24 protein-coding genes are annotated in these 20,918 nt (G+C 39.1%); 12 read left to right on the top strand and 12 right to left on the bottom strand.

Features of this window, described 5'->3' with window-relative positions:
* Nucleotides 1–39: 39 nt before the first annotated feature.
* The 3 genes from PHC76_RS08715 to PHC76_RS08705 are packed head-to-tail and all read left to right on the top strand — an operon-like array spanning nucleotide 40 to nucleotide 1,814.
* On the top strand, nucleotides 40–333 hold the full coding sequence (locus PHC76_RS08715; RefSeq protein WP_299971865.1) for a type II toxin-antitoxin system HigB family toxin: 294 nt from the start codon (nucleotides 40–42) through the stop codon (nucleotides 331–333).
* A gap of 1 nt (nucleotide 334) precedes the next feature.
* Nucleotides 335–688 (top strand): DNA-binding protein, encoded by a 354-nt coding sequence (locus PHC76_RS08710; RefSeq protein ID WP_299971863.1) that lies wholly within the window; start codon nucleotides 335–337, stop codon nucleotides 686–688.
* A 4-nt stretch (nucleotides 689–692) separates the two neighbouring features.
* Nucleotides 693–1,814: an FAD-binding oxidoreductase gene (locus PHC76_RS08705; RefSeq protein ID WP_299971861.1), complete on the top strand. Its 1,122-nt coding sequence runs from the start codon at nucleotides 693–695 to the stop codon at nucleotides 1,812–1,814.
* Here the strand turns inward: PHC76_RS08705 and PHC76_RS08700 are convergent.
* Nucleotides 1,805–2,269: a hypothetical protein gene (locus PHC76_RS08700; RefSeq protein WP_299971860.1), complete on the bottom strand. Its 465-nt coding sequence runs from the start codon at nucleotides 2,267–2,269 to the stop codon at nucleotides 1,805–1,807. The two genes, PHC76_RS08705 and PHC76_RS08700, sit on opposite strands and share 10 nt — an antisense overlap.
* 5 nt (nucleotides 2,270–2,274) lie before the next feature.
* Nucleotides 2,275–3,063 carry a C40 family peptidase gene (locus PHC76_RS08695; protein ID WP_299971859.1) on the bottom strand — a complete coding sequence of 263 codons (789 nt, stop codon included), beginning with the start codon at nucleotides 3,061–3,063 and terminating at the stop codon, nucleotides 2,275–2,277.
* A 144-nt stretch (nucleotides 3,064–3,207) separates the two neighbouring features.
* On the opposite strand from PHC76_RS08695, the gene hemH reads away from it, so the two are divergent.
* The 6 genes from hemH to PHC76_RS08665 are packed head-to-tail and all read left to right on the top strand — an operon-like array spanning nucleotide 3,208 to nucleotide 8,410.
* Nucleotides 3,208–4,155 (top strand): ferrochelatase, encoded by a 948-nt coding sequence (gene hemH / locus PHC76_RS08690; protein WP_299971857.1) that lies wholly within the window; start codon nucleotides 3,208–3,210, stop codon nucleotides 4,153–4,155.
* A 2-nt stretch (nucleotides 4,156–4,157) separates the two neighbouring features.
* Complete coding sequence (locus tag PHC76_RS08685; RefSeq protein WP_299971855.1) at nucleotides 4,158–4,796, top strand: HAD family hydrolase; 639 nt, start codon at nucleotides 4,158–4,160, stop codon at nucleotides 4,794–4,796.
* A gap of 3 nt (nucleotides 4,797–4,799) precedes the next feature.
* The gene (locus PHC76_RS08680; protein ID WP_299971853.1) at nucleotides 4,800–6,032 is read left to right on the top strand and encodes a hypothetical protein; all 1,233 of its coding nucleotides are present in this window, start codon (nucleotides 4,800–4,802) and stop codon (nucleotides 6,030–6,032) included.
* A gap of 47 nt (nucleotides 6,033–6,079) precedes the next feature.
* Nucleotides 6,080–6,811: a DUF695 domain-containing protein gene (locus PHC76_RS08675; protein WP_299971851.1), complete on the top strand. Its 732-nt coding sequence runs from the start codon at nucleotides 6,080–6,082 to the stop codon at nucleotides 6,809–6,811.
* Complete coding sequence (locus PHC76_RS08670; RefSeq protein ID WP_299971850.1) at nucleotides 6,798–7,166, top strand: diacylglycerol kinase; 369 nt, start codon at nucleotides 6,798–6,800, stop codon at nucleotides 7,164–7,166. The genes PHC76_RS08675 and PHC76_RS08670 overlap by 14 nt, the downstream gene beginning before the upstream one ends.
* 59 nt (nucleotides 7,167–7,225) lie before the next feature.
* A complete protein-coding gene (locus PHC76_RS08665; RefSeq protein WP_299971848.1) occupies nucleotides 7,226–8,410 on the top strand; it encodes a saccharopine dehydrogenase family protein in 1,185 nt (394 codons plus the stop codon).
* Here the strand turns inward: PHC76_RS08665 and PHC76_RS08660 are convergent.
* Entirely contained in the window at nucleotides 8,407–9,630 is a 1,224-nt protein-coding gene (locus PHC76_RS08660) for an EAL domain-containing protein (protein WP_300209993.1), read from the bottom strand. The genes PHC76_RS08665 and PHC76_RS08660 overlap by 4 nt on opposite strands.
* A 196-nt stretch (nucleotides 9,631–9,826) precedes the next feature.
* On the opposite strand from PHC76_RS08660, the gene PHC76_RS08655 reads away from it, so the two are divergent.
* Nucleotides 9,827–10,582, top strand: coding sequence for a M15 family metallopeptidase (locus PHC76_RS08655; RefSeq protein WP_299971844.1), 756 nt, complete (start codon nucleotides 9,827–9,829; stop codon nucleotides 10,580–10,582).
* Here the strand turns inward: PHC76_RS08655 and amrB are convergent.
* Nucleotides 10,579–11,379 (bottom strand): AmmeMemoRadiSam system protein B, encoded by an 801-nt coding sequence (gene amrB / locus PHC76_RS08650; RefSeq protein ID WP_299971842.1) that lies wholly within the window; start codon nucleotides 11,377–11,379, stop codon nucleotides 10,579–10,581. The genes PHC76_RS08655 and amrB overlap by 4 nt on opposite strands.
* Nucleotides 11,372–11,929 (bottom strand): AmmeMemoRadiSam system protein A, encoded by a 558-nt coding sequence (amrA, locus tag PHC76_RS08645; protein ID WP_299971840.1) that lies wholly within the window; start codon nucleotides 11,927–11,929, stop codon nucleotides 11,372–11,374. The genes amrB and amrA overlap by 8 nt, the downstream gene beginning before the upstream one ends.
* 108 nt (nucleotides 11,930–12,037) lie before the next feature.
* Here amrA and nspC point away from each other — a divergent pair, with 108 nt between their 5' ends.
* On the top strand, nucleotides 12,038–13,183 hold the full coding sequence (gene nspC, locus PHC76_RS08640) for a carboxynorspermidine decarboxylase (protein WP_299971838.1): 1,146 nt from the start codon (nucleotides 12,038–12,040) through the stop codon (nucleotides 13,181–13,183).
* On the opposite strand, the gene PHC76_RS08635 is transcribed toward nspC, so the two are convergent.
* From PHC76_RS08635 to tgt, 4 genes are read right to left on the bottom strand one after another with little or no spacing between them, the layout of a single operon-like run.
* Nucleotides 13,180–14,259 carry a PilZ domain-containing protein gene (locus tag PHC76_RS08635; RefSeq protein WP_299971836.1) on the bottom strand — a complete coding sequence of 360 codons (1,080 nt, stop codon included), beginning with the start codon at nucleotides 14,257–14,259 and terminating at the stop codon, nucleotides 13,180–13,182. The genes nspC and PHC76_RS08635 overlap by 4 nt on opposite strands.
* Complete coding sequence (gene pdxA / locus PHC76_RS08630) at nucleotides 14,259–15,182, bottom strand: 4-hydroxythreonine-4-phosphate dehydrogenase (protein ID WP_299971834.1); 924 nt, start codon at nucleotides 15,180–15,182, stop codon at nucleotides 14,259–14,261. Before pdxA ends, PHC76_RS08635 begins: the two co-directional genes overlap by 1 nt.
* Nucleotides 15,170–15,955: a pyridoxine 5'-phosphate synthase gene (locus PHC76_RS08625; RefSeq protein WP_299971910.1), complete on the bottom strand. Its 786-nt coding sequence runs from the start codon at nucleotides 15,953–15,955 to the stop codon at nucleotides 15,170–15,172. The genes pdxA and PHC76_RS08625 overlap by 13 nt, the downstream gene beginning before the upstream one ends.
* A gap of 1 nt (nucleotide 15,956) precedes the next feature.
* Nucleotides 15,957–17,078, bottom strand: coding sequence for a tRNA guanosine(34) transglycosylase Tgt (tgt, locus tag PHC76_RS08620; RefSeq protein ID WP_299971832.1), 1,122 nt, complete (start codon nucleotides 17,076–17,078; stop codon nucleotides 15,957–15,959).
* Between the two features lie 111 nt (nucleotides 17,079–17,189).
* Between tgt and PHC76_RS08615 the strand changes: the two genes are divergently transcribed.
* Nucleotides 17,190–17,675, top strand: a complete 486-nt coding sequence (locus tag PHC76_RS08615) for a hypothetical protein (RefSeq protein WP_299971830.1) — start codon at nucleotides 17,190–17,192, stop codon at nucleotides 17,673–17,675.
* On the opposite strand, the gene PHC76_RS08610 is transcribed toward PHC76_RS08615, so the two are convergent.
* From PHC76_RS08610 to gltX, 3 genes are read right to left on the bottom strand one after another with little or no spacing between them, the layout of a single operon-like run.
* Nucleotides 17,584–19,242 (bottom strand): transglycosylase SLT domain-containing protein, encoded by a 1,659-nt coding sequence (locus PHC76_RS08610; RefSeq protein WP_299971828.1) that lies wholly within the window; start codon nucleotides 19,240–19,242, stop codon nucleotides 17,584–17,586. The genes PHC76_RS08615 and PHC76_RS08610 overlap by 92 nt on opposite strands.
* Nucleotides 19,239–19,526, bottom strand: a complete 288-nt coding sequence (locus PHC76_RS08605; protein WP_299971826.1) for a YggT family protein — start codon at nucleotides 19,524–19,526, stop codon at nucleotides 19,239–19,241. Before PHC76_RS08605 ends, PHC76_RS08610 begins: the two co-directional genes overlap by 4 nt.
* Nucleotides 19,523–20,821: a glutamate--tRNA ligase gene (gltX, locus tag PHC76_RS08600; protein WP_299971824.1), complete on the bottom strand. Its 1,299-nt coding sequence runs from the start codon at nucleotides 20,819–20,821 to the stop codon at nucleotides 19,523–19,525. Before gltX ends, PHC76_RS08605 begins: the two co-directional genes overlap by 4 nt.
* Nucleotides 20,822–20,918: the final 97 nt, after the last annotated feature.

Here is a 20,918-nt window from a genome sequence, read left to right as displayed (position 1 = left end):
TTATTCCCATTTTGGGAAATATACGCTATACTTTCTTTCATGAGAGTCATTAAAAAACGGACATTGCTCGATTTCTGGGAAAAACATCCTGACGCACTGAGTCCACTCAGCGCATGGTATGCCGAAGCAGTAAAAGCGCAGTGGTTAACACCGCAGGATATAAAAGTCCAGTATGCTACCGCAAGTATATTAGGTGACAACCGTGTTGTCTTTAATATCGGTGGTAACAAATACCGTCTGATTGTTAAGATTAACTATCCCTACGGTACGGTCTATATCCGTTTTATCGGTACACACGCCGAATATGACAAAATCAAAGCAGAGGAGATTTAATATGAATATTTTTCCGATCCGAACCGAAGCCGATTATGAGAAAGCACTATCTCGTATCGAAATGCTGATGGATGCTGAGTATGGCACGCCAGAGGGGGATGAACTCGATATTTTGACAACCCTTGTCGAGAATTACGAAGCCAAACATTTTCCGATCCCCGCGTGTGATCCTGTAGAAGCAATCCGATTTCGGATGGAGCAGATGGGGCTTGAAGCAAAAGACCTGACCCCCATTATCGGTTCACGATCCAAAGTTTCTGAGATTCTAAACCATAAACGTCAGCTCTCCATTTCTATGATTCGTAACTTACACGCACAGTTGAATGTACCGTATGAATCACTGATCGGGGCATAAAGCCTTGTATGATGTCATCATCATCGGTGCGGGGATAAACGGCTGTTGCAGCGCCTACACTCTCGCGCAAGCAGGTCTAAACGTCGCCCTGATCGATCAAGACGGTATTGCCTCAGGCGGGAGCGGTGCGGCAGGGGCATTTATCTCGCCCAAAATCTCCAAAGCCGGAGAGCTCAAAGAGATTATGGGTGAGGCGCACGCCGAAGCACTCGAATTTTACACAACCCGTTTCCCCCAATTTACCCTTACAAAACCGCTTTTGCATATCGCTAACTCTCCCCAAGAATCAGAGAAGCTTGAATATTACAAATATGAAACCACATTACAACACTCTAAAATAGACAATGAGCTTAAATCCCTCCTAACCTCAGAAGCCTCTGTAGATAGCTATATCTATTTCTCTGAAGGTGCCGTCGTTGATGCGCAGGGGGTATGCAATGCTATGGCGGAGGGGATTGATTTTTATCCCCTCAAGGTCGAAAGGCTGATTCACAGTGACGGTGAGTGGCAGGTAGGTGATCTTCGCGCCAAACATATTATCCTCTCGATTGGAGCCTATCCGAAGCTTCTCCCCATCGATTACGTCGGTTTACGAGGTATTTGGGGACATCGTATCGATATAAAGACGGATACAAATATTCCCTGCATTTTCCATCACCATGTCTCGATTTCTCCGACAACCAAGGATGGAATCGTCGCTATAGGAGCGACCCACGATGTCCATTATTCGCCGTTCACCGGTGAATTGTACGATAGGGAGCAGGGGAGATTACAACTGCTCGAAAAGGCCTCTAAAACATTAAAATTAAATAATATTAATATCCTTAATGACTATACGGGATTACGTTCGGGGTCAAATGATTATCTCCCGATGTTGGGAACTCTTGTAGATGCAGAGGCAACATTGAATAAATTTCCACATCTGCGATATGGTGAGAGAGTTAATCCATCTGAATATACCTATTATCCGAATCTGACGATGATTAACGGTTCAGGAGGGTATGGATTTGTCCTTGCGCCGTATTTGGCTAAGCGATTGGGTGAATGGTTGGTTGATGGGAAAACGTTGAACCCTATATTATCACCATCGCGTTTTTTTCCGCGTTGGGCAAAACGTCAATCGTAAACAACAACACCGTAGTTATCATCGATACGATAAAAGCGTGAATCAGCCGTGATGATGAGTTCATCCAAACGTGCTAAATGGACATAGCTTTTTTTACCGATTTTGATCCCGTTTTCGAGAAAAAATCGCTTGAGATTGACAAATTTTATATCATTAATAAATTTGTATTCAAATTGATTGTAAAGACGCATTTTTTTATAGGCAAATATATGGCTATCGATTCCAAGCTGAGTCGCAGCATATTGTGTCGGCAGATAACCGCTTAAATCGGTTAGATCTTCTTCAATATGGGCATATTTTGGGGGAAGAGTCTGTTTTTCGAGAAATACGTAACGGTTTAATTTAATATGTCGTGTATCGTTCCAATATTGATATGCGGGTGAGGAGATATCGAGTTTAGTATAGACCTCTTTCCAAAGCCAGTGTTTATCCAGTGTGGAGTAGAGGGCTGACATGATATTTACTCGCTAGATGAATCTACGTTATTAAGAGCAAGTCGTTTAGCATACATAAAACGTTCTTTATAATACCCTTTATTAATAGTATCATATTGAACTTTTTTACTTCTAAAAGAGGCATGGATGATTTGACCCTCACCTGCATAAATTGCAACATGTGATGGCTCGTTTTTATAGGTATGGTAAAAGAGCAAATCGCCGATTTGTAAATCTTTAGCATCAACATCTGTTCCAAGACGTGCTTGTTCTGCGGCAGAACGGGGTAATGTAACTCCAAATTGGCGAAAAACTTGTTGTGTAAATCCTGAACAATCGGTTACATAATCATCTCTTCCAAACCCGTATGGGGTGCCTAAAAACTCTTTTGCTTTTGCCAAAATTTTATCTTTTTTGGATGTTAAATTTTCAAAAAGAGATTTTTTAGGTTCTTTTACTGTGATTGCTACCTCTTTATCTGTCGGTTTTTCGATACAAATCGGTACAATGTCCACCGGTTTATTGATAACTAAATAGGGAAGTGCATCTTGTCCGATGGTTGGTTTTTCAGGCGGAATGGGAGCAGTAGCGACAGTTGGCTGTATCGGAACGTTGACATAAGGTGTTGAAGGTTTGGTAGGTGTTAGTTTAGTAATAATTTTTTTAAAGGGATTCTCTTGATCTGTTGAAGAATCATTTTGATGGGAAATTTCACGTTCATATTCTAAAAATAGAGAGGTTTCATGTTTTTGTACATCGGCTAAAAGGTGTGTTCCATAAAGGAATAGAGTGACAATGAGTAGTCTATTTATCATTTATCCTCCTACAGTGATATGAAAATGCCATTTCACCTCTAGTTCATTATAAATCTAAAAAACTTTAATTTTTATTATAATTTAATTTTTTTGTCAATACGGTATGGTACACTATCACTAAAAACAAACGGTTAATGGAGTAATGTGAAAGAAGCAATTGTTCTTTTAAATATGGGTGGACCCAATAATTTAGCTGAAGTTGAGACATTCTTGACCAATATGTTCAATGACCCTGCAATCATACGGACAAAAAGTTCCCTTATGCGTCGTTTTATCGCAGGGGTGATTACATTATCACGTGCTGAAAAATCTCAAGAGATTTATCGACAAATTGGAGGCAAATCTCCGATTGTTGATTTAACAAAATCGTTGGTACAAAAACTGGCTGTAGCGTTAAATGATTCGGTTATGGTAGATTTTGTGATGCGTTATACTCCTCCGATGGCTGAAGAGGTTGTGCTAAAGCTTAAAAGTGCAGGGGTTCAAAAAGTCTATCTTATCCCTTTGTACCCACAATACTCATCGACAACAACGCAATCATCCATTGATGATTTTGAAATGGTTTCTCGTAAGATAGGATGGTTTCCGATTATTGTTGAAATAAAACATTTTTTTACTAATCATACATATAATTCAGCACTCCTCTCTCTTATAAAAGAGTGTTTGAACACCAATAATGCAGATGAATTTGATCTCATTTTTTCTGCTCATGGATTGCCCCAAAAAATAGTAGATGATGGTGATCCCTATCAAAGACATGTGAGCGCCCATGTTGAGCTTCTAAAAAATTTACTGATCGAAGAGGGTATCCATTTTAAAGGTATTTATCTCGCGTACCAATCCAAAGTAGGTCCTATGAAGTGGCTGGAACCTTCTTTGGAGAGTGCCCTACGAGGGCTGGAAAATAAAAAAGTGATTATTGTCCCTATCGCATTTACAATCGATAATTCTGAGACTGACTTTGAACTGAGTATTGAATACGCAGAAATAGCCCATGAATTAGGATATAACGATTATCGAGTATGCCGATGTCCCAATGATCATCCCCTCTTTGTAGAAACACTCAAAGCGTTGTATGAAAAAATGAGATAGTTGTGAAAAAAATAGTCATTTTTGATATGGATGGAACACTAATAAATTCAGCTCAAGATATTACTATCTCTATCAATTATGTTCGTAATCAACTCTATACACTTCCTCCGCTCGATAAATCGTATATTATTGAAGCAATAAATGCACATGATCGGAATTTAGCTGAGTTGTTTTATCAAACTGTACACTATGAAGAGGGTGCAAAAGTGTTGTTTGAAGAGCATTATCATGAACAGTGTATTCAAAATGTTTATTCTTATAACGAAATTGTTGAGACACTAGAATGTCTTCAATCGCGTGGATGTAACATGAGTGTTGCAACAAATGCACCGAGTACATTTGCCCATCGCATGCTTAATTATGTCGGTATTGCCCCTTTTTTTAGCTCTATTATCGGTGCAGATAATGTAAAGTTTCCAAAACCTCATCCTCAAATGATAGAACTACTTTTAGAACATCATGGTTATAATCCAATGGAAGATAGTGCATGGATGATTGGTGACAACAGTAAAGATATGATGGCGGGGAGTGAAGCGTCGATTAATACAATCTTTGCAGCATGGGGATTTACCAACACCGGATTAGGGGAGAGAGTTGCTTTTTCTCCATTGGAAATTGTACAATTTATTTTTGAGGAGTAATGTGTGTTTGATCTCGATATTTTAGTCTCTATAGTATTAATGTCATTGCTTTTTTTACGTCATATCAGTGTCTATAAAGATCCTAATAAAATTAATTATACCCCTGTCGTTTTAGCGATTGGTTTTGGTGCTGCCCTTTTTCATTTTGTGATGTTAAATGATAGTTCTGAATGGTTGCTTTCATTACGTGAATCTTTGGTGAGTGTGATTGTCGGTATTATCCTCTCAACCATAATGAGTGTTATGTCTCAAACGCAAACTGCACTCAACCAGTATTCAAAAAATTTACGTCTGCAAGCGATTGCCGATGAGGTGGAAGGGTTCAAACAACTCCTTGGTTCACTCAATAGCTCCCTCTCACGTGTAGCGCAGATGGAAAATTCAACCCATGAACAACTCAAAAATATCTTTAAAGAAGAGATAGAAGCGTTAGAATCTATCCTAACCAATCAAAAGTTTTTTATCCAAAAAGTAGAATCAGTATTAGCACAACAACAATTGGCTCAAGAGAAATTTGAAGAGTTTACATTAAGCGAACTCCCCAGTTTGGATAATGTTGTCCATCGCCATATTGATCTTTTGCGTATTTCGGAACAAGATCATTTTAATCAACTCAAAAGTGCCATCAAAGGTTCTGTCGAAGAGAAAAAAGAGTTGCATAATGAGTTTGTCGAGATTATGAATAGATTGGAAAAACTTCAAAAATCACACATCTCTGAAGGGGTAACGGGTGTAATTGAACATGAACTCTCTCGAATTACAACCGATGCCGCACGACAAATTCATCATATTGTCTCCAAAGCAGAAGGGATTGGGACGACTTTGTTAGAAAATGAAAATATTCTCAAAGCTTCTCGTGAACAAAGTGAGCTAATTATGCAACAAATGGTACTCTCCTCTAATCAAATGAGAGATATCAATCATAACACCAAAGAGTTGCACGACTCTCTCAAACCATTATCGCATCTATTTACCTCCGCAGAAACATTACACAAAGAGTTTATGGTGGCTAAAAGTAAACTCTCTGAAGCTATTGTGACGTTAGAATCTTTTGAAAAGCACGAACATCGAGGATTGCGTGAACAGTTAGAAAATGTAGCTGCAACGGCAATAGCACAAATGGAACTTTTTGCTGATCATGTTTCTAAATACGAACAATCACACCATATTTCTCCTAAAGAGGTACAAGAGTTGAGTCATAAAGTAAAACTCCATCATAGCTACAATGGTGAATAAGAGATAGTTTCGGTACAATTGCGATTATTAAAACGATGAGGTAGTGCATGATTGATTTTTACGATACTCTTGATAATGAAGAGACAAAGAGTAGGGTGGAAGTCGATTTGTCGCTCATTGATGAAGCTCCTGATGCTGAACGACCTTGGTTGTTATGGATATTCTTTAAAATTTCAGACCCTTTTTCTACCGAATTTATCCGTTTTAGAGATGATTTAGCCTCAACGTTGTTTGAACAACTCGAAGCACTTTATGCAGGATGTATCATCAAAGACGGTTGGTGTGAATTTTATTTTTATGCCTCAACTTCTAAAAAATTTGAAAATATCACTTCAGATGTGATGGCTCGACATGGTAGTTATCCCTATGAGCGTGGATCGTCGAAAGATGCTAAATGGGAGATGTATTTAGAACGTCTCTATCCTGAACCTATCGATATGATTAAAATGCAAAACCGTGATACGATTGCCGCTTTGTTAGAAGCAGGGGATGATTTAAATAGAGCACGTGAAGTGGAACATTATTGTTTTTTTCAAACACCCACTGCACTTAAACGTTTTAGTGAATCAATTATCTCTGAAGGTTTTGATGTTAAAGAAGAGATGAACAATGATGAATCTGAATACGCTTATGGTGTAACGCTTATAAAAGATGAATCTATCACCCCCGAACAAGTTGAGGAGACAACATCCACGTTGTATGAAGCTACACTCATAGAACATGGAATATATGAAGGATGGAGTACGGTACTAGCGGAGGATGAACATGGCGCTGAATAAACCAAAATACACTCTTTTTAAAAATACTCGCTATGCGTTGAATGGTTTAATAGAAGTGAGTAAAAATGAAAAGTCATTTCGTTTGCAAATACTCCTTTTTATTAGCGGAATGATAATCGCATGGGTAATACCCATCTCTTTTGTCCAAAGCTCCATTTTGGCTATTTCACTCTTTATACCGCTAATGGCGGAAATGATTAATAGTTCTGTTGAACGTACGGTTGATTTGGTCACGTTCGATCATCACGAACTTGCTAAACGGGCAAAAGATGCCGGGGCAGCACTTGTATTTCTCTCATTGGCTATGTTGGCGTTTATTTGGGGGCTAGTCCTCATTGACGCATTTTGTCTGTAACATTTTCGTAAGAGACTTTAGCTTATAATTTCCATTATATTTTTATCAGAGGTTTTATTATGGCAACTGCACTTATTATCGGCGCCGGTGGAGTAGGGCGCGTTGTGGCACACAAATGTGTCATGAACAACCAAATTTTTGATCGTATTATTTTAGCAAGCCGCAGTATTTGGCGCTGTGAAGAGATCCAAAACGAACTTCCAGCAGGTGCCATCGAAATCACTACGGTCGATGCGGATAACACCAATGAAGTAATTGCATTGATTCAAAAATACTCTCCTGATATTTTGATCAACGTTGCATTGCCATACCAAGACCTCAGCATCATGGATGCGTGTATCGCAACCAAAACCCCATACCTCGATACCGCGAACTATGAACACCCTGATGAGGCGAAATTTGAGTATAAACTCCAATGGGAACGTGACGCGGTGTTCAAAGAAGCGGGGATCATGGGATTGCTCGGTAGCGGATTTGATCCGGGTGCAACGAATGTTTTCTGCGCCTATGCTCAAAAACACTATTTCGATGAGATCCACACCATCGATATTCTCGACTGTAACGCCGGAGATCACGGCTATCCGTTCGCTACGAACTTCAACCCTGAGATCAACCTCCGTGAAGTGAGTGCCAAAGGTCGTTATTGGGAAAACGGAGTGTGGATTGAAACCGCACCTATGGAAATCATGCAAGTGTGGGATTATCCTGAAGTAGGACCTAAAGATAGTTATTTGTTATATCACGAAGAGATGGAGTCTCTCGTCAAGCACATCAAAGGGCTCAAACGCATCCGCTTTTTCATGACCTTCGGACAAAGCTACCTTACCCACATGAAATGTTTAGAAAACGTCGGCATGCTCGGTATCGAGCCTGTTGAGCATCAAGGGATGAAAATCGTTCCGATGGAATTCTTGAAAACATTGCTTCCGGATCCGGCGTCACTCGGTCCTCGTACAAAAGGGAAAACCAATATCGGTATCGTTGCCGAGGGGCTTAAAGACGGCAAAAAACGCAAAATTTATATCTACCAAGTCAAAGATCACGAAGAGTGCTACGCCGAAGTGAAATCACAAGGTGTCTCTTATACGACAGGCGTCCCTGCTGTTATCGGTGCAAAATTGATGGTAGAGGGAAAATGGAGCGGAAAAGGGGTGTTCAATATGGAACAACTCGATCCTGATTTCTTCATGGATGAGATGAATACCCAAGGCTTGCCTTGGAATGTTTTAGAGATGGATGTTTAACTATCTATTTTAAAATTATTGGCTTTACAAAAGAGGCGATAAATCTCCTCTGATGTAAGCCCTAATTTTATTCCGATTGCATCCAGTAAGTGTTCTAAATTTTCATTAGTTTCCATTTTTTCTACAAGAGATAGTAGTTTACCCAAATAACCTTCTCGGTGTAAAAGGGCATCAGTAATTGATTTGCCTAAAATTATTTTTCCTAACATCTCTTCCATACTGACTTGTAAATAGGTGTCGATAAGTGATAAACTCCCCGTTAAAAATGCCTCATCAGCAAACTGATTTTTTTTGAGTGCAATAACCAATTCCCTCATCATATTAGCTCTGAATTTAGCCGATTTCACAATTGTATCACCAAATATACGTTTGTTGTTGCTACTATACAAAAAGAGTCCTAACCATGAACGTAATCTTTGTGGACCAAGTAGATTGATAATTTGGCGGATACTAGTGATGTGACTACGGAAACTGTATTCAGCTGAGTTGATATATTGTAAAAGGCTAAAAGTAAGATCAGGATAAAGGGAAAACTTATCGGTGATAACATTGATATCGGGATTGATATGTAATGTGTTGATAATATCGATGACACTCGCGGTTAAAAGCTCTATTTTTTTACCGGTAATAATGGTCGGTTTTTCAAAAAAATAGCCTTGAAAAAGTTTAAAACCAGATTTTTTACACCGTTCAAAAACACTAAAATCCTCTACTTTTTCAGCAAGTAATTGAAGCTTATAAGGAGAAAAATGTTCAGCCATCTCTTCGATACTATACTCATGCATGAGTAACAAATCAATTTTAACAATCTCCATAAAAGGAAAAATAGGTTTAAAATATTCCAAATTTTGTGGATTACAAGAGAAATCATCAAGTGAAAATCGATATCCTAAATGGTAATAGTATCCTATTTTTTCAACTACTTCAGGTGTAATAGGTATGGTTTCCAAAACTTCAAATACAAATTTTTCTTTTGGTAGTGAGAGGAGTATATCATTAAGTAAAATTGTTTCATCAATATTGATATAGCCAGTTTTATTATCTGTAAAAGAATCAAAGCCGATATTATGCATAAAATTAATCAAAACACGTGCCGTTGCTTCGGCATTATCGGTTACATTTGCGTGAACTGCTTTTTTATTTTTACGATACAGTAGCTCATAAGCAACACACTCTCCACTCAGATCAAAGATTGGTTGACGTGCAATAAAAGTCTGCATTGTTTTTTTCACAATCAATATTAATTTATGACTATTTTATGTGAATTTTTCTTAATTTAACTTGACGTTACAAAATGGTATATTATCGATAAATATTATTGAGTATCACTAAATTATCAAAGAAATTTTCCGATAGTATAGAAATAGGAATTTTTATATTACAATAACATATTGAAAGAGCAAGAGGTCATACTAAGTGGACAGAAGAACATTTTTAACTCTTAGTGCATTAACGGGAGCAACAACTCTTTTTGCGCAACTTGATGAAATTGAGGGCAATAAGCAGATTTTCAGCGGTAATATATTGGTCACATCATTACTTCAAAAACTTACTATCGTTCAAAATCAAGTGGGTTATGTTCAATTTAATATTTTGAGTTTTGATGAATTACTGAAAACTGCCGTACGCTGTAAAAAACCATTAACTCCTCAAGAAGTTCAATTTATAGAATCAATTTTTTATGGTGATCCAAGACGATACGGTTTTTATGGTGAGCGGACTGTGCCTCAACTTAGTACAGTAACCCAAAAAAAAGATGTTACCTATATGGATAAAACGGGACATTTTTTGATGAGAGGTCCTGCAATGGAGAAATATACTCAAATCAAACGGTTAGTGGGCAATGATTTGGTTCTGACCTCAGGAGTACGTGCTCCGGTGAAACAACTATACCTCTTTTTAAAAAAAATGGAATTTGCGGGGGGAGATTTACGTTTAACCTCAACATCGATTGCCCCTCCGGGATTTACCTTTCATAGTGTCGGAGATTTTGATATCGGTAAAGTAGGATTTGGGCAATACAATTTTACGGAAAAATTTCAAGAAACCGATGTCTTTAAAAAACTGTATGATGGCGGATATATCTCTATACGCTATACTACAAATAACCCCTATGGTGTCCGTTATGAGCCATGGCACATAAAAGTGACCGGTGGCAATGAAACAGCTTAACTAAAAAGGGCACTCGCATATCCGACAACGCGTGAACTATCCCCGCTAGCATCGGCACTGGTGCGATAATCGAGTAGGATTGCTTCCATATTTCGTTTATGAGCAACATCCAGCATCGCTTCAACACCTATTTTTCCACACGCTTCACACCCTTGATGTAACATCGTGCTGTTTTTATTCCGGATGGCTTCAAGACAGATGGTATCAAGATGTTTGGCTTCTTCCAAGGAATAATAATGGCTAAGATCGGTACTGATAACAACGGCAGTTGATGGTTTCTCGAGCAGATAGTCAATAAGAGCGGTTATGTATGCAGGATCTGTATTTCCATAGACCATCTCTACCACTTTGACATCGCTCATATAGTGTTTAAGAAAAGGCATTTGTACTTCTGTACTGTGCTCATGGTGGGCTTGCTCAAACATGGTGAGTGAAAATCGTTCTGTGAGATCATCAACTAATGCAGTGTTGATAGTTAAATCTCCAAGCGGTGTTTCAAATAGTTCCATTTTAGCGATACTTATCCCCTCAAAACTGACTTTATGACTAGGCCCAATGACAACAACAGTAGCTGGAGGTGTATGGGCGAGAATCCGATAGGCAATGTTGGCACTAAATCCCGAATAAACCCAACCTGCATGGGGGACAATAACGCTATTTCCACTTAATGCATCAAATCGCGCCGCAACATCAGGGTGTGAATCCAATATTGTGTTAAAATAATCAATCATCGCGGTAATTTCAATAGATTCAGAAGGGTAAAAACTCCCTCCAACACTCATAGTTCTTTTATTCATTGACTTGTTCCTTAAATTTTTTTACCTGATATACAGAGATTTCGGGATGATAAGAGAGAGGATCACTTCCAATCCCTGCTTTATGTCCCAAATGGTCAAAAAAAGAGTCAAAATGTTCTAATTCTTCCCACACTTGCGGTAAAAATGTGGCTTGATGATTACCCAAAAGGAGTATAACACCATCAATATTGGGACGAATAAGACGTTTGAGCTCTTCTTTATCAGCATACGTAAGTAGTTGTGGATGGGTTAGTAATGAGACTTCAATCATGATTTCACCGAATTCATTGGGTGTAAGCGGTGTAAAACGTGGATCACGAAGGGCAGCAGAACGTGCATTGGATATTAAATCATCGATTAATGATCGATGTGCGATTAACGAACCGATACACCCCCTCAATCTACCGTTAATCGTTAGAGTAACAAAGGTTGCTTGATGATGAGAAAGTTCAGGATAAACTTGTTGTAACGCTTTGGTATCAATCTCTGAGTTTTGAAAAACAGTGAGAATTGCTTCTCGTGCAATCATAAGATACAAGGAACCATCCATATTCGACTCCCTCTAAAAAGATATGATTATTTTACCATGCTTTAGGGGTGTTTCCGTATTGATACGACATTTTGGTACAATCACACCATTATTTTTCAAGGATTGTTTATGACTCCCATCGATTTTTCAAAACTTCCCCACACGCCATGCTATATTTGTGAAGAGGCTCTTTTAGAAAAAAACCTCCAAGTGATGGAACATGTTCAGAAAGAATCGGGGGCAAAAATTATCCTCGCCCTCAAAGGTTTTGCGATGTGGTCAACCTTTCCGATGGTGAGTAAATATCTCCACGGATGTACCGCTAGCGGTCTGCATGAAGCTAAGCTTGCACGCGAGAAGATGAACAAAGAGGTGCATACCTACTCTCCTGCGTTCAAAGACGAAGATATAGACGAAATCGCTCGTATTAGTGATGACATCGTATTTAACTCCCCCGCGCAGTTTCACCGCTATGTTGAGCGGGTCAAAGTAATCAATCCGAATATTTCGGTCTCACTCCGTGTCAATCCCGAATACTCCTCTAGCCCTGTCGATCTCTATAACCCGTGTGGTCTTTACAGCCGTTTGGGGACGACGTTGGCAAATTTCGATGAGAGCATCGTTTCTAAACTCGATGGACTCAACTTTCACGCCCTCTGCGAACAAAACGTCGATGCGTTGGAGGGGGTTCTCGAAGCGTTTGAAGAAAAATTTGGCTCCTACATCGATGGACTGAAATACGTCAACTTCGGAGGAGGGCATCATATCACCCGTAGTGACTATGATGTCAATCGTCTGATTGAGGTGATTTGTGCATTTAAAGCACGCCATAACGACATCACCATCTATCTCGAACCCGGTGAAGCGGTGGGATGGCAGAGCGGACCGTTGGTCGCCTCGGTGCTCGATATCGTCCATAACGGAATGGATATAGCGATCCTCGACACTTCCGCCGAAGCGCATATGCCCGATACCCTCGCGATGCCATATCGTGCAATGATCCGAGGCTCAGGAGAAGCGGGAGAAAAGGCGTATACGTATCGTTTCGGAGGCAATACGTGTCTGGCTGGGGATATTATGGGTGATTATTCGTTCGATGTACCACTAAAAATTGGTGATAAAATCATTTTTGAAGATCAGATTCATTACACATTTGTGAAAAATACAACATTCAACGGAATTAAGCTCCCATCGCTCGCGATCTGGACGAAAGAGGGTGAACTCAAAATGATCCATGAGTTTGGATATGAAGATTATCGAAATCGTCTCTCTTAAACGATTTCGTCACGAAGTTTTTTGATAATTTCCTGCTCACGTCTTTTAATATATTTACTTAGTTCACTCTCTTGTTGAACAGTTGGTCTGGTTTTAAAGTGGTATTTAAAACCTCCTTCATAAGAGGATTTATACACCATTTCTCCCATTATATCAATGAGACTTCCAAAAATTTCGGCTGGAAAAGTTATTACTACTTCACTTGATATAGATAACGGATAAGAGTGTTTTGTTATAACAGCAACTCCATCGATGGAGAGATCATACAAATGAGAACGAAAATTTAATAAAGAGTGTTTGATACCGAATAACATAGGTTCAGCGGGTTGTACTCGTATACTTTGACGATGAAAAAGTGATGTCTCAAGTTGATCGAATCGATTTAGCTCTAAAAATCGTTCCCCATTAATATTGATAGGTGTTACTGATGCATATACATCATTTTTAAATTCATCATTTTTAAGAAGATAGAGCCCATTTTGTTTAATTGCTGCTGTTTCTTGGAGTGGGTGTGCTTTTAGAATAACACTGTTGGCATCAGTATGAATAATTTTAGCGGAGTTTTGGATAGGAACACCATAATAGGTGTTGAGTACTATGATTGTTCCTGAACGCTGTCTAAGTATTTCTAAAACATCTATTAGAGAATCTTCAAAGAGAAACAACGATTCATCATTGAGATGATCGGTCATATTAGCAATTAGATTTTTAATCGCTTGTGTAAACGGGACTATTTTTTCCCATCCATTAGCTACACCATAAAAAGATTTAATATAGTGATGTAAGACAATGCAAAAAGTATCGGATAAAAACTGTTCTACTTTATCTTGATTTGAAAACAGACTATGAATATTTTCAACATTTTTTTCAAAATTATTTTTCTTATTGCTGAATAGAGTATCAAAAAAGGATGTAATAGTATTTTGAAATTGAGTTTGTGACACAGGAGAATCTTCAATTTCATTATATACTTTCCACGCACCTTTGATAAAAGTGATGCGAAATATCTTTAAATCAAAATGATCATGAGAAAGATTTTGGAAGAGATATAAAAAGTCTTTATTTTGTCTATTCATTAAGATTCCGTAAGTAAAATAGATGCTTTAATAGCATTGATATAACTTAATATTAATGCTTTGTTCTGATAGGCAATATCGAATGCCGTCCCGTGATCTACAGAAGTACGGATGATAGGCAGACCCAGAGAAACATTTATACCTTCATCAAAATAGAGTGCTTTAAGGGGGGCAAGTCCTTGGTCGTGATACATGGCAACGATGGTTTTGTATCTCTCACGAGCATGAGGTGTAAATGCAACATCGGGAACCAGTGGCCCTTCGAAAATATTTTCACCGATTGCTCTATTGGCTATCTCTATTGCCTCTTCGATAAAACGCTCTTCATCCCCTAATACACCGTGATCTCCTGCATGAGGGTTGAGACCTAATACCCCTACGGGTGAGCGATGGATACTTTTATGAAATCGGAGTAAAAAATTGCTCAGCCTTTCGACGCTAATGGATTCAGCAACATGACGAAGAGGGATGTGTTCGGTATAAAGTGCAACATACAGTTTTTCGCATCCGAGCATCATAATCGCTTCGCTTTTAAAAATATCACGCAGTGCATCGGTATGCCCCACATACTCAATCCCTGCCATCATCCACGCCTCTTTATGAATCGGGAGGGTTACGATAGCATCCACTGTTTTGGATTTGGCAAGCTCAACCGCCGCGATAAAAGAGTCATAACTGTAACGTCCACTTTGAGACGATACTTTTCCTGCTTCTATTGTAAACTCTCCTGAGACTTTAAACATATAAAAATCATTAGGGATTTGTCTATGCAACAACGCGGCAGCTTGATGTGCCATGGTATCGTTGATACAATAGAGGGGTTTGCAGAGCTGTTTGATAGTATCGTGAGCTTTGAGAGCAATCTCAAACCCTACACCGCCCAGATCGCCGACACTGATGGCGACTGATTTTAGCGCTTGCATAACGCTTTCATCTCGGAAACTGCACTAAAAAGTCCGGTAAATACAGAACGGGCAATAATACTTTGTCCGATATTGAGTTCTTCAATGGTATCAATATCGACGATTGTAGAGACATTTTGATAATTGAGTCCGTGACCCGCGGCTACTTTTAGTCCACAAGAACGGGCAAGGTTTGCAGCATCAACGATGCAAGAGTAGGCAAGTTCTAGCTTTTGATCCAGCTGAGTTCTTGAGAGATTTTTTAAAGCCTCTATGGAATGATGGGTATGTGGTAGTGAGCTATAGCGCATGGCATAAACATTTGCATAACTTCCGGTATGGAGTTCTACCCATTGGGCACCGAGTTTTTCGGATAATTCTACCGCTTCAGATGTCGGGTCGATAAACAAGGATACTTCAATATCATGCTTCTTTAATTTATTAATAGCATTTAATATCATATCAAAATATTTATCTGCGTCCAATCCACCCTCAGTAGTAACCTCTTCACGTTTTTCAGGGACGAGGGTAGCTCTGTGCGGTCGCAAGGAGCAGACAATATCGATAATATCAGGATTAATAGAACACTCAAGATTAACGGGTAGGGTAGAGGAAGCGATAATTTTTGCAGCATCCTCATCATGAATATGTCGTCGATCTTCACGCAAGTGAATCGTGATTTGATTGGCTCCCGCTTGAGCACAAATTCCCAGTGCCATGAGAGGATCGGGATCGTTAATTTTACGTGCTTCGCGTAATACGGCGATGTGGTCGATATTGACTCCGAGAGTCATATTAGGCTTGACGTTTGGCATAAAAATCCTTTTTAAATTGGGTAAATGTTCCTGCAATAATCGCTTGGCGTGCTTCTCCTACCAATTGCAGATAGTAATGAAGATTATGGAGTGAGGCTAGACGGAAAAAAGTGAGCTCTTTGGAGCGAAAGAGATGGTGCAGGTAGGCGCGACTGTAACGACGACAGGTGTAACAATCACATGCAGGGTCAATAGGGTCGGTATCGAGTTTAAAACGTGCGCCACGGATATTGATTCGCCCAAAAGTAGTGAACAGTGTTCCGTTGCGGGCATTTCGTGTCGGCATGACACAATCGAACATATCGACACCCCGCTCGATATTCTCTACTAAATCCTCAGGAGTACCAACCCCCATCAAATAGCGAGGTTTGTCGTTCGGCATCAGCGGGGTAGTGTGTTCTACGGTATCGTACATCAGGTTATTGGCTTCACCCACAGAGAGTCCACCGATAGCGAATCCGTCATAATCCATCGCACACAGTTCATTCGCCGATTGGGTACGGAAATTAAAATCGGTTCCCCCTTGGATAATCGCAAAGATATTTTGATCTCTACCGATACCCATGGATTGTTTATGACGAAAATACTCTATAGATTGCTTCGCCCACTGAGTTGTTCGCTCTATAGAGGTTTTTATACGTTCTTGAGTTGCGGGGAGGGCGACTAAATCATCGAGAATCATCATAATGTCGCTGTTTAGGTTGTTTTGGATGTCGATTACTTTTTCAGGGGTGAAAAAGTGTTTGCTACCGTCGATATGGCTGCGAAATTCGATTCCTGATTCGGTCGGTTTGGAAATGTCGCTGAGGCTGAATGCTTGAAACCCACCACTGTCGGTCAAAAAACTTTTCGGGTAGGTGGTAAATCCATGCAATCCCCCCAGTTTAGAGATGGTTTCATCACCCGGTCGCAAATAGGTGTGGTAGGTATTGGCTAAAATAATTTGTGCACCTAGTATATCATGCATGTCAAACATATCCAGCGCTTTAACGCTTCCAACTGTCCCTACCGGCATAAAAATAGGGGTTTGAATCGTGGAATGTGCTGTGGTTATGGTACATGCTCGTGCATTGCCACAAGTGGCATCGATGGTAAAATTCATACAATCTCGTTTGTTTTTCCGTATTTTATCCAAATTCTGCCGTAAGCTTATAGTTTATTATCATTGAAATTTTGTTAAGATGACACATATGAATGAGTTAAAAGGGGTGAGATGAGATTTTCCATCATAGCTTTAAGCATAATGATCGGTTTTAGCGGATGCGCTGATAAAGGTGCATTTGATCTTTTTAAAATGGATAAAGCACATGAACGATCTGTTGAACAGCTTCGAACAGGATCAATTCTTCAGTCTTTGGAAACCAAAGCAGTTGTTTCTGCTATCTATTTGAATCCTGTCTATCCTGAGCAATATACTGATGGTGAATATTTTGTTATTGCTGTATATTTTGAAAAAGATAACCGAGATTTGAAGAAATGGGATATAAACGCACATGGATATGCGTTAACATTAAATACAAAAATTCCGACACAGATTGAAGAGCTAAAAGAAAGTGATCCTAAACGGGGACTTATCCCTGTCCAAAATAACTGGAATCAATATTATTTTATTCGCTTTGACTCACTACCACAGGGTTCTTTAGCGCTTCAGCTCGAAAATAATCAGACTGGGAAGGTTGTATTAAATTATCAAAAATAGAGGTAATTTTTACCTCTTCTCCCAGTATTTTCTTATAGATTATATAATTGGCAAGCACTTTTTTCCCATACTCACGATTTTCATCATTCGCCATCAGCTCCATGCTCAAAAACGGTTCATACTCACCCGGCATAAATCGCCCGCTTCCATCAGTTAAAAGCCGTTTGGTTGAGCCAAAACCTGCGTTATATCCATAAGCTATTAAAACAGGATTGTAGTATTTGTCGCTCAAATGTTTAAGATGCAAAATTGAATATTGGATGCTGTACTCAGGTTTTAGCATATCAAAATAGGTAGTCGGTTTTAAAGGGGCTACTTTACTTATAGTGTCTACATTGAACGGCATGATTTGCATTAATCCTAGAGCGAATGAACGTGAAATTAATCCCGGAATCAAGCGTGTTTCTTGTCGCATAAGGGCATAGACAAGTGCTTTTTGGTCGTTATTAAGTGTTGTCATATATTGATTATATGGCATTGTAAAATTGTGGATATAAGGCTCATATGTACGTTCTAAAACATACCCTTGGATACCGATGGACTCTTCACCATCACAACGTTTGATAAGATTGACGAGCGTGTTAGGATTAGATGCCATAATCTCATCCGAAAAAGCTTTCCACTCGAATGGATCAATGCCGGTAATACTTTGGGGGTTATTGCTCGTCGGTAATGTAGTAAAATAATTTTCAGTCGGTAGATTGAGAAGTTCGCGCGCGTACAAAACATACATATTAATATCGAGACTTTTAGAAAGTTCATTTAGATAACTACCATCTTTAGTGATTTGATAGAGCCAAAAAAGGGTTTTATCTTTATCTATAGGGGCATAAAAATTGGATTTAGCAATCTTGAGATGTTCTAACGCATTGAGCATATTTCCATGTTTAATTGCATTCATAGCTAAAAAGAAGTTAGTTTGCGCTCCATAATTGTGCAGTGGTGCACCGGTTAATGAGAGTTGTAGTTGTTCCATTTTTGGATCGGTAACGGTGAGATAGACGATTTGACTAAAACTATTACTTTGAGCTAACGATAAAAGAACCTCAGCAGATAAGAAATGGTTAAAATGATCATAGCGGTACTGTGCACCGGCAAGTCGGAAAAGTGTAGTTTCATTATTGAGATTTTCTGTTGTAGTATAAAAACTCTCTTGATTCAATGCTCGAAGCCACTCTGTATTGCCAAAACGGTTATTAAGTCTCTGGGCAATTATTTCACGCTCATCTGGTTTTAAAACAGATGCTTTAGCAGGAGTAAGTGCCAAGATTAAACAATCATCTTCTTTTATAGATAAGAGCTCATTTCCTTTTTTTTGAAGACACTCTGTGGTGTATTTGATTTCACTCTCATTGGTTTTAGCGGCATAATCGAATAAAAAGCGTTCGTTGACATTCTCTACTTGATAAAAGGCTTCGCTTGCTTGAGTCGCATTGATATCTTGATGTAAAAACTGCCAAATTAAGAAGTTTTTTTGCCGTGAAGAGGGTTTAGTGTTTATCTCTTCCAGTGTCACTGCTGAGGAAGAGATTGTAAGTAGTAAGATAAGAAAAATAGAGTACTTCAAGATAGAACCAGTGCATTTATAATATTAATCAATATTATATCGATAACATTGAGGATAACAACCAAAATAAGGGGAGCTAAATCAAGACCGTTAAACACCGTAGGTATAGTACGGCGAACGAGACGATAGGCAGGTTCGGTAAGTCGATATATAATCTGCACAATAGGATTGTACGGATCAGGACGTACCCATGTGAGGAGTGCTCCAATGATCACAACCCAAATATACATGGTGATGAGAGAATGAACGATACCCCCCACACCGGAAATAATTCCAGCTATCATTTGGCAACCTCTTTAAGATAATTTTTGAGATACGTATATATATCATTGAGTTCCGGTCCATGCTCTGAACCGCTTAGGAGATAGCGGAGCGGTTTAAAAAGGTTCTTCCCTTTAAGCCCTGAGTGCTCTATGAGATAGCTTTCATAAGAGTCGTAATCATCAAAATGGGGAGCAACAAGGGTGAGTTTTTTGAGAACATCAAACCCCTCTTTGAATTCATCAGGGACAATTTTTGGGGCAAAAATGGCATTGATTTTAACTCTAAGCTCTTTGAGTGTACTCACTTCATCCAAAAAGATTTTTGCCAAACGTCCAATCTCTTCATCGGCAAATCCAACATAGCGTGAAAGCTCTTTGGGATCCAATCCTTTAAGATGTTCACGGTTCATAAATTTGAGTTTATCGATATCAAATTGTGCGGGTGCTTTAGAAATTGATTGAAGATCAAACCACTTGATTGCCTCTTTGAGGGTGAAAATTTCACACGGTGTTTTATTACCGATCCAAATAAGATAGTTACTGATTGCATCAGGCAAAAATCCCTCTTCCAATAGCCACTTCACACTTGATGCATCGTCACGTTTGGACATTTTTTTACCCTCGATGCTGAGGATAATAGGGAGATGGGCATATTCAATTACTCTATCGTAACCCAATGCTCGTTGTATTGCGATCTGTTTTGGGGTATTGCTGAGATGATCTTCACCACGGATAATGAGTGAGATGTCAGAGAGCATATCATCAACCGCACACGCAAAGTCATAGGTCGGGAGCTTATCGGCACGCATAATAATAAAACTATCGATGTCGTTAGGGGCAAATGTTGATTCCCCTTTTATAATATCTTTCACCGTAATGGATTCTGAAGGTTTTTTTAGACGAACGGTAAAAGGATTTGTATTGTCAATGACCTCTTCAGCTCGTAAGTTTTCACATTGTCCATCATAACGGTAGGCTGTTTTATTCTCTTTTGCCGCTTCTCTAGAGGCTTCGAGAGTTTCGGGGGTACAAAAACAGCTAAATGCTTTTTTGTCGTGTAACAGTTGCAGTGCCATAGCACGATGAAAACGGAGATTATTACTTTGAAATTGATGCTCTTGATGCTCAATCCCAAAAAGGGCTAAAATCGCTAATATTTCATCCTCTTTGCCGGGAATATTGCGCTCTTGATCAGTATCTTCAATCCGAAGTAAAAGAGGTTCAGAACGTTGTTTTGACATAATATAGTTAAAAAGTGCCACACGGAGATTGCCGATATGCATATCACCTGTCGGGCTTGGGGCAAAACGAAGCATTAAAAGTTCCTAGGTTAAATTATGGATGGAATTTTAGCAGAAAGAGTTTTAAGCATGGCACATTTTTACTCAGCGCTTATTTTATACCCTGAAAATT

Source organism: Sulfuricurvum sp., from assembly GCF_028710345.1.
Lineage (GTDB): Bacteria > Campylobacterota > Campylobacteria > Campylobacterales > Sulfurimonadaceae > Sulfuricurvum.
This window is presented reverse-complemented; position numbering and strand designations above follow the sequence as displayed.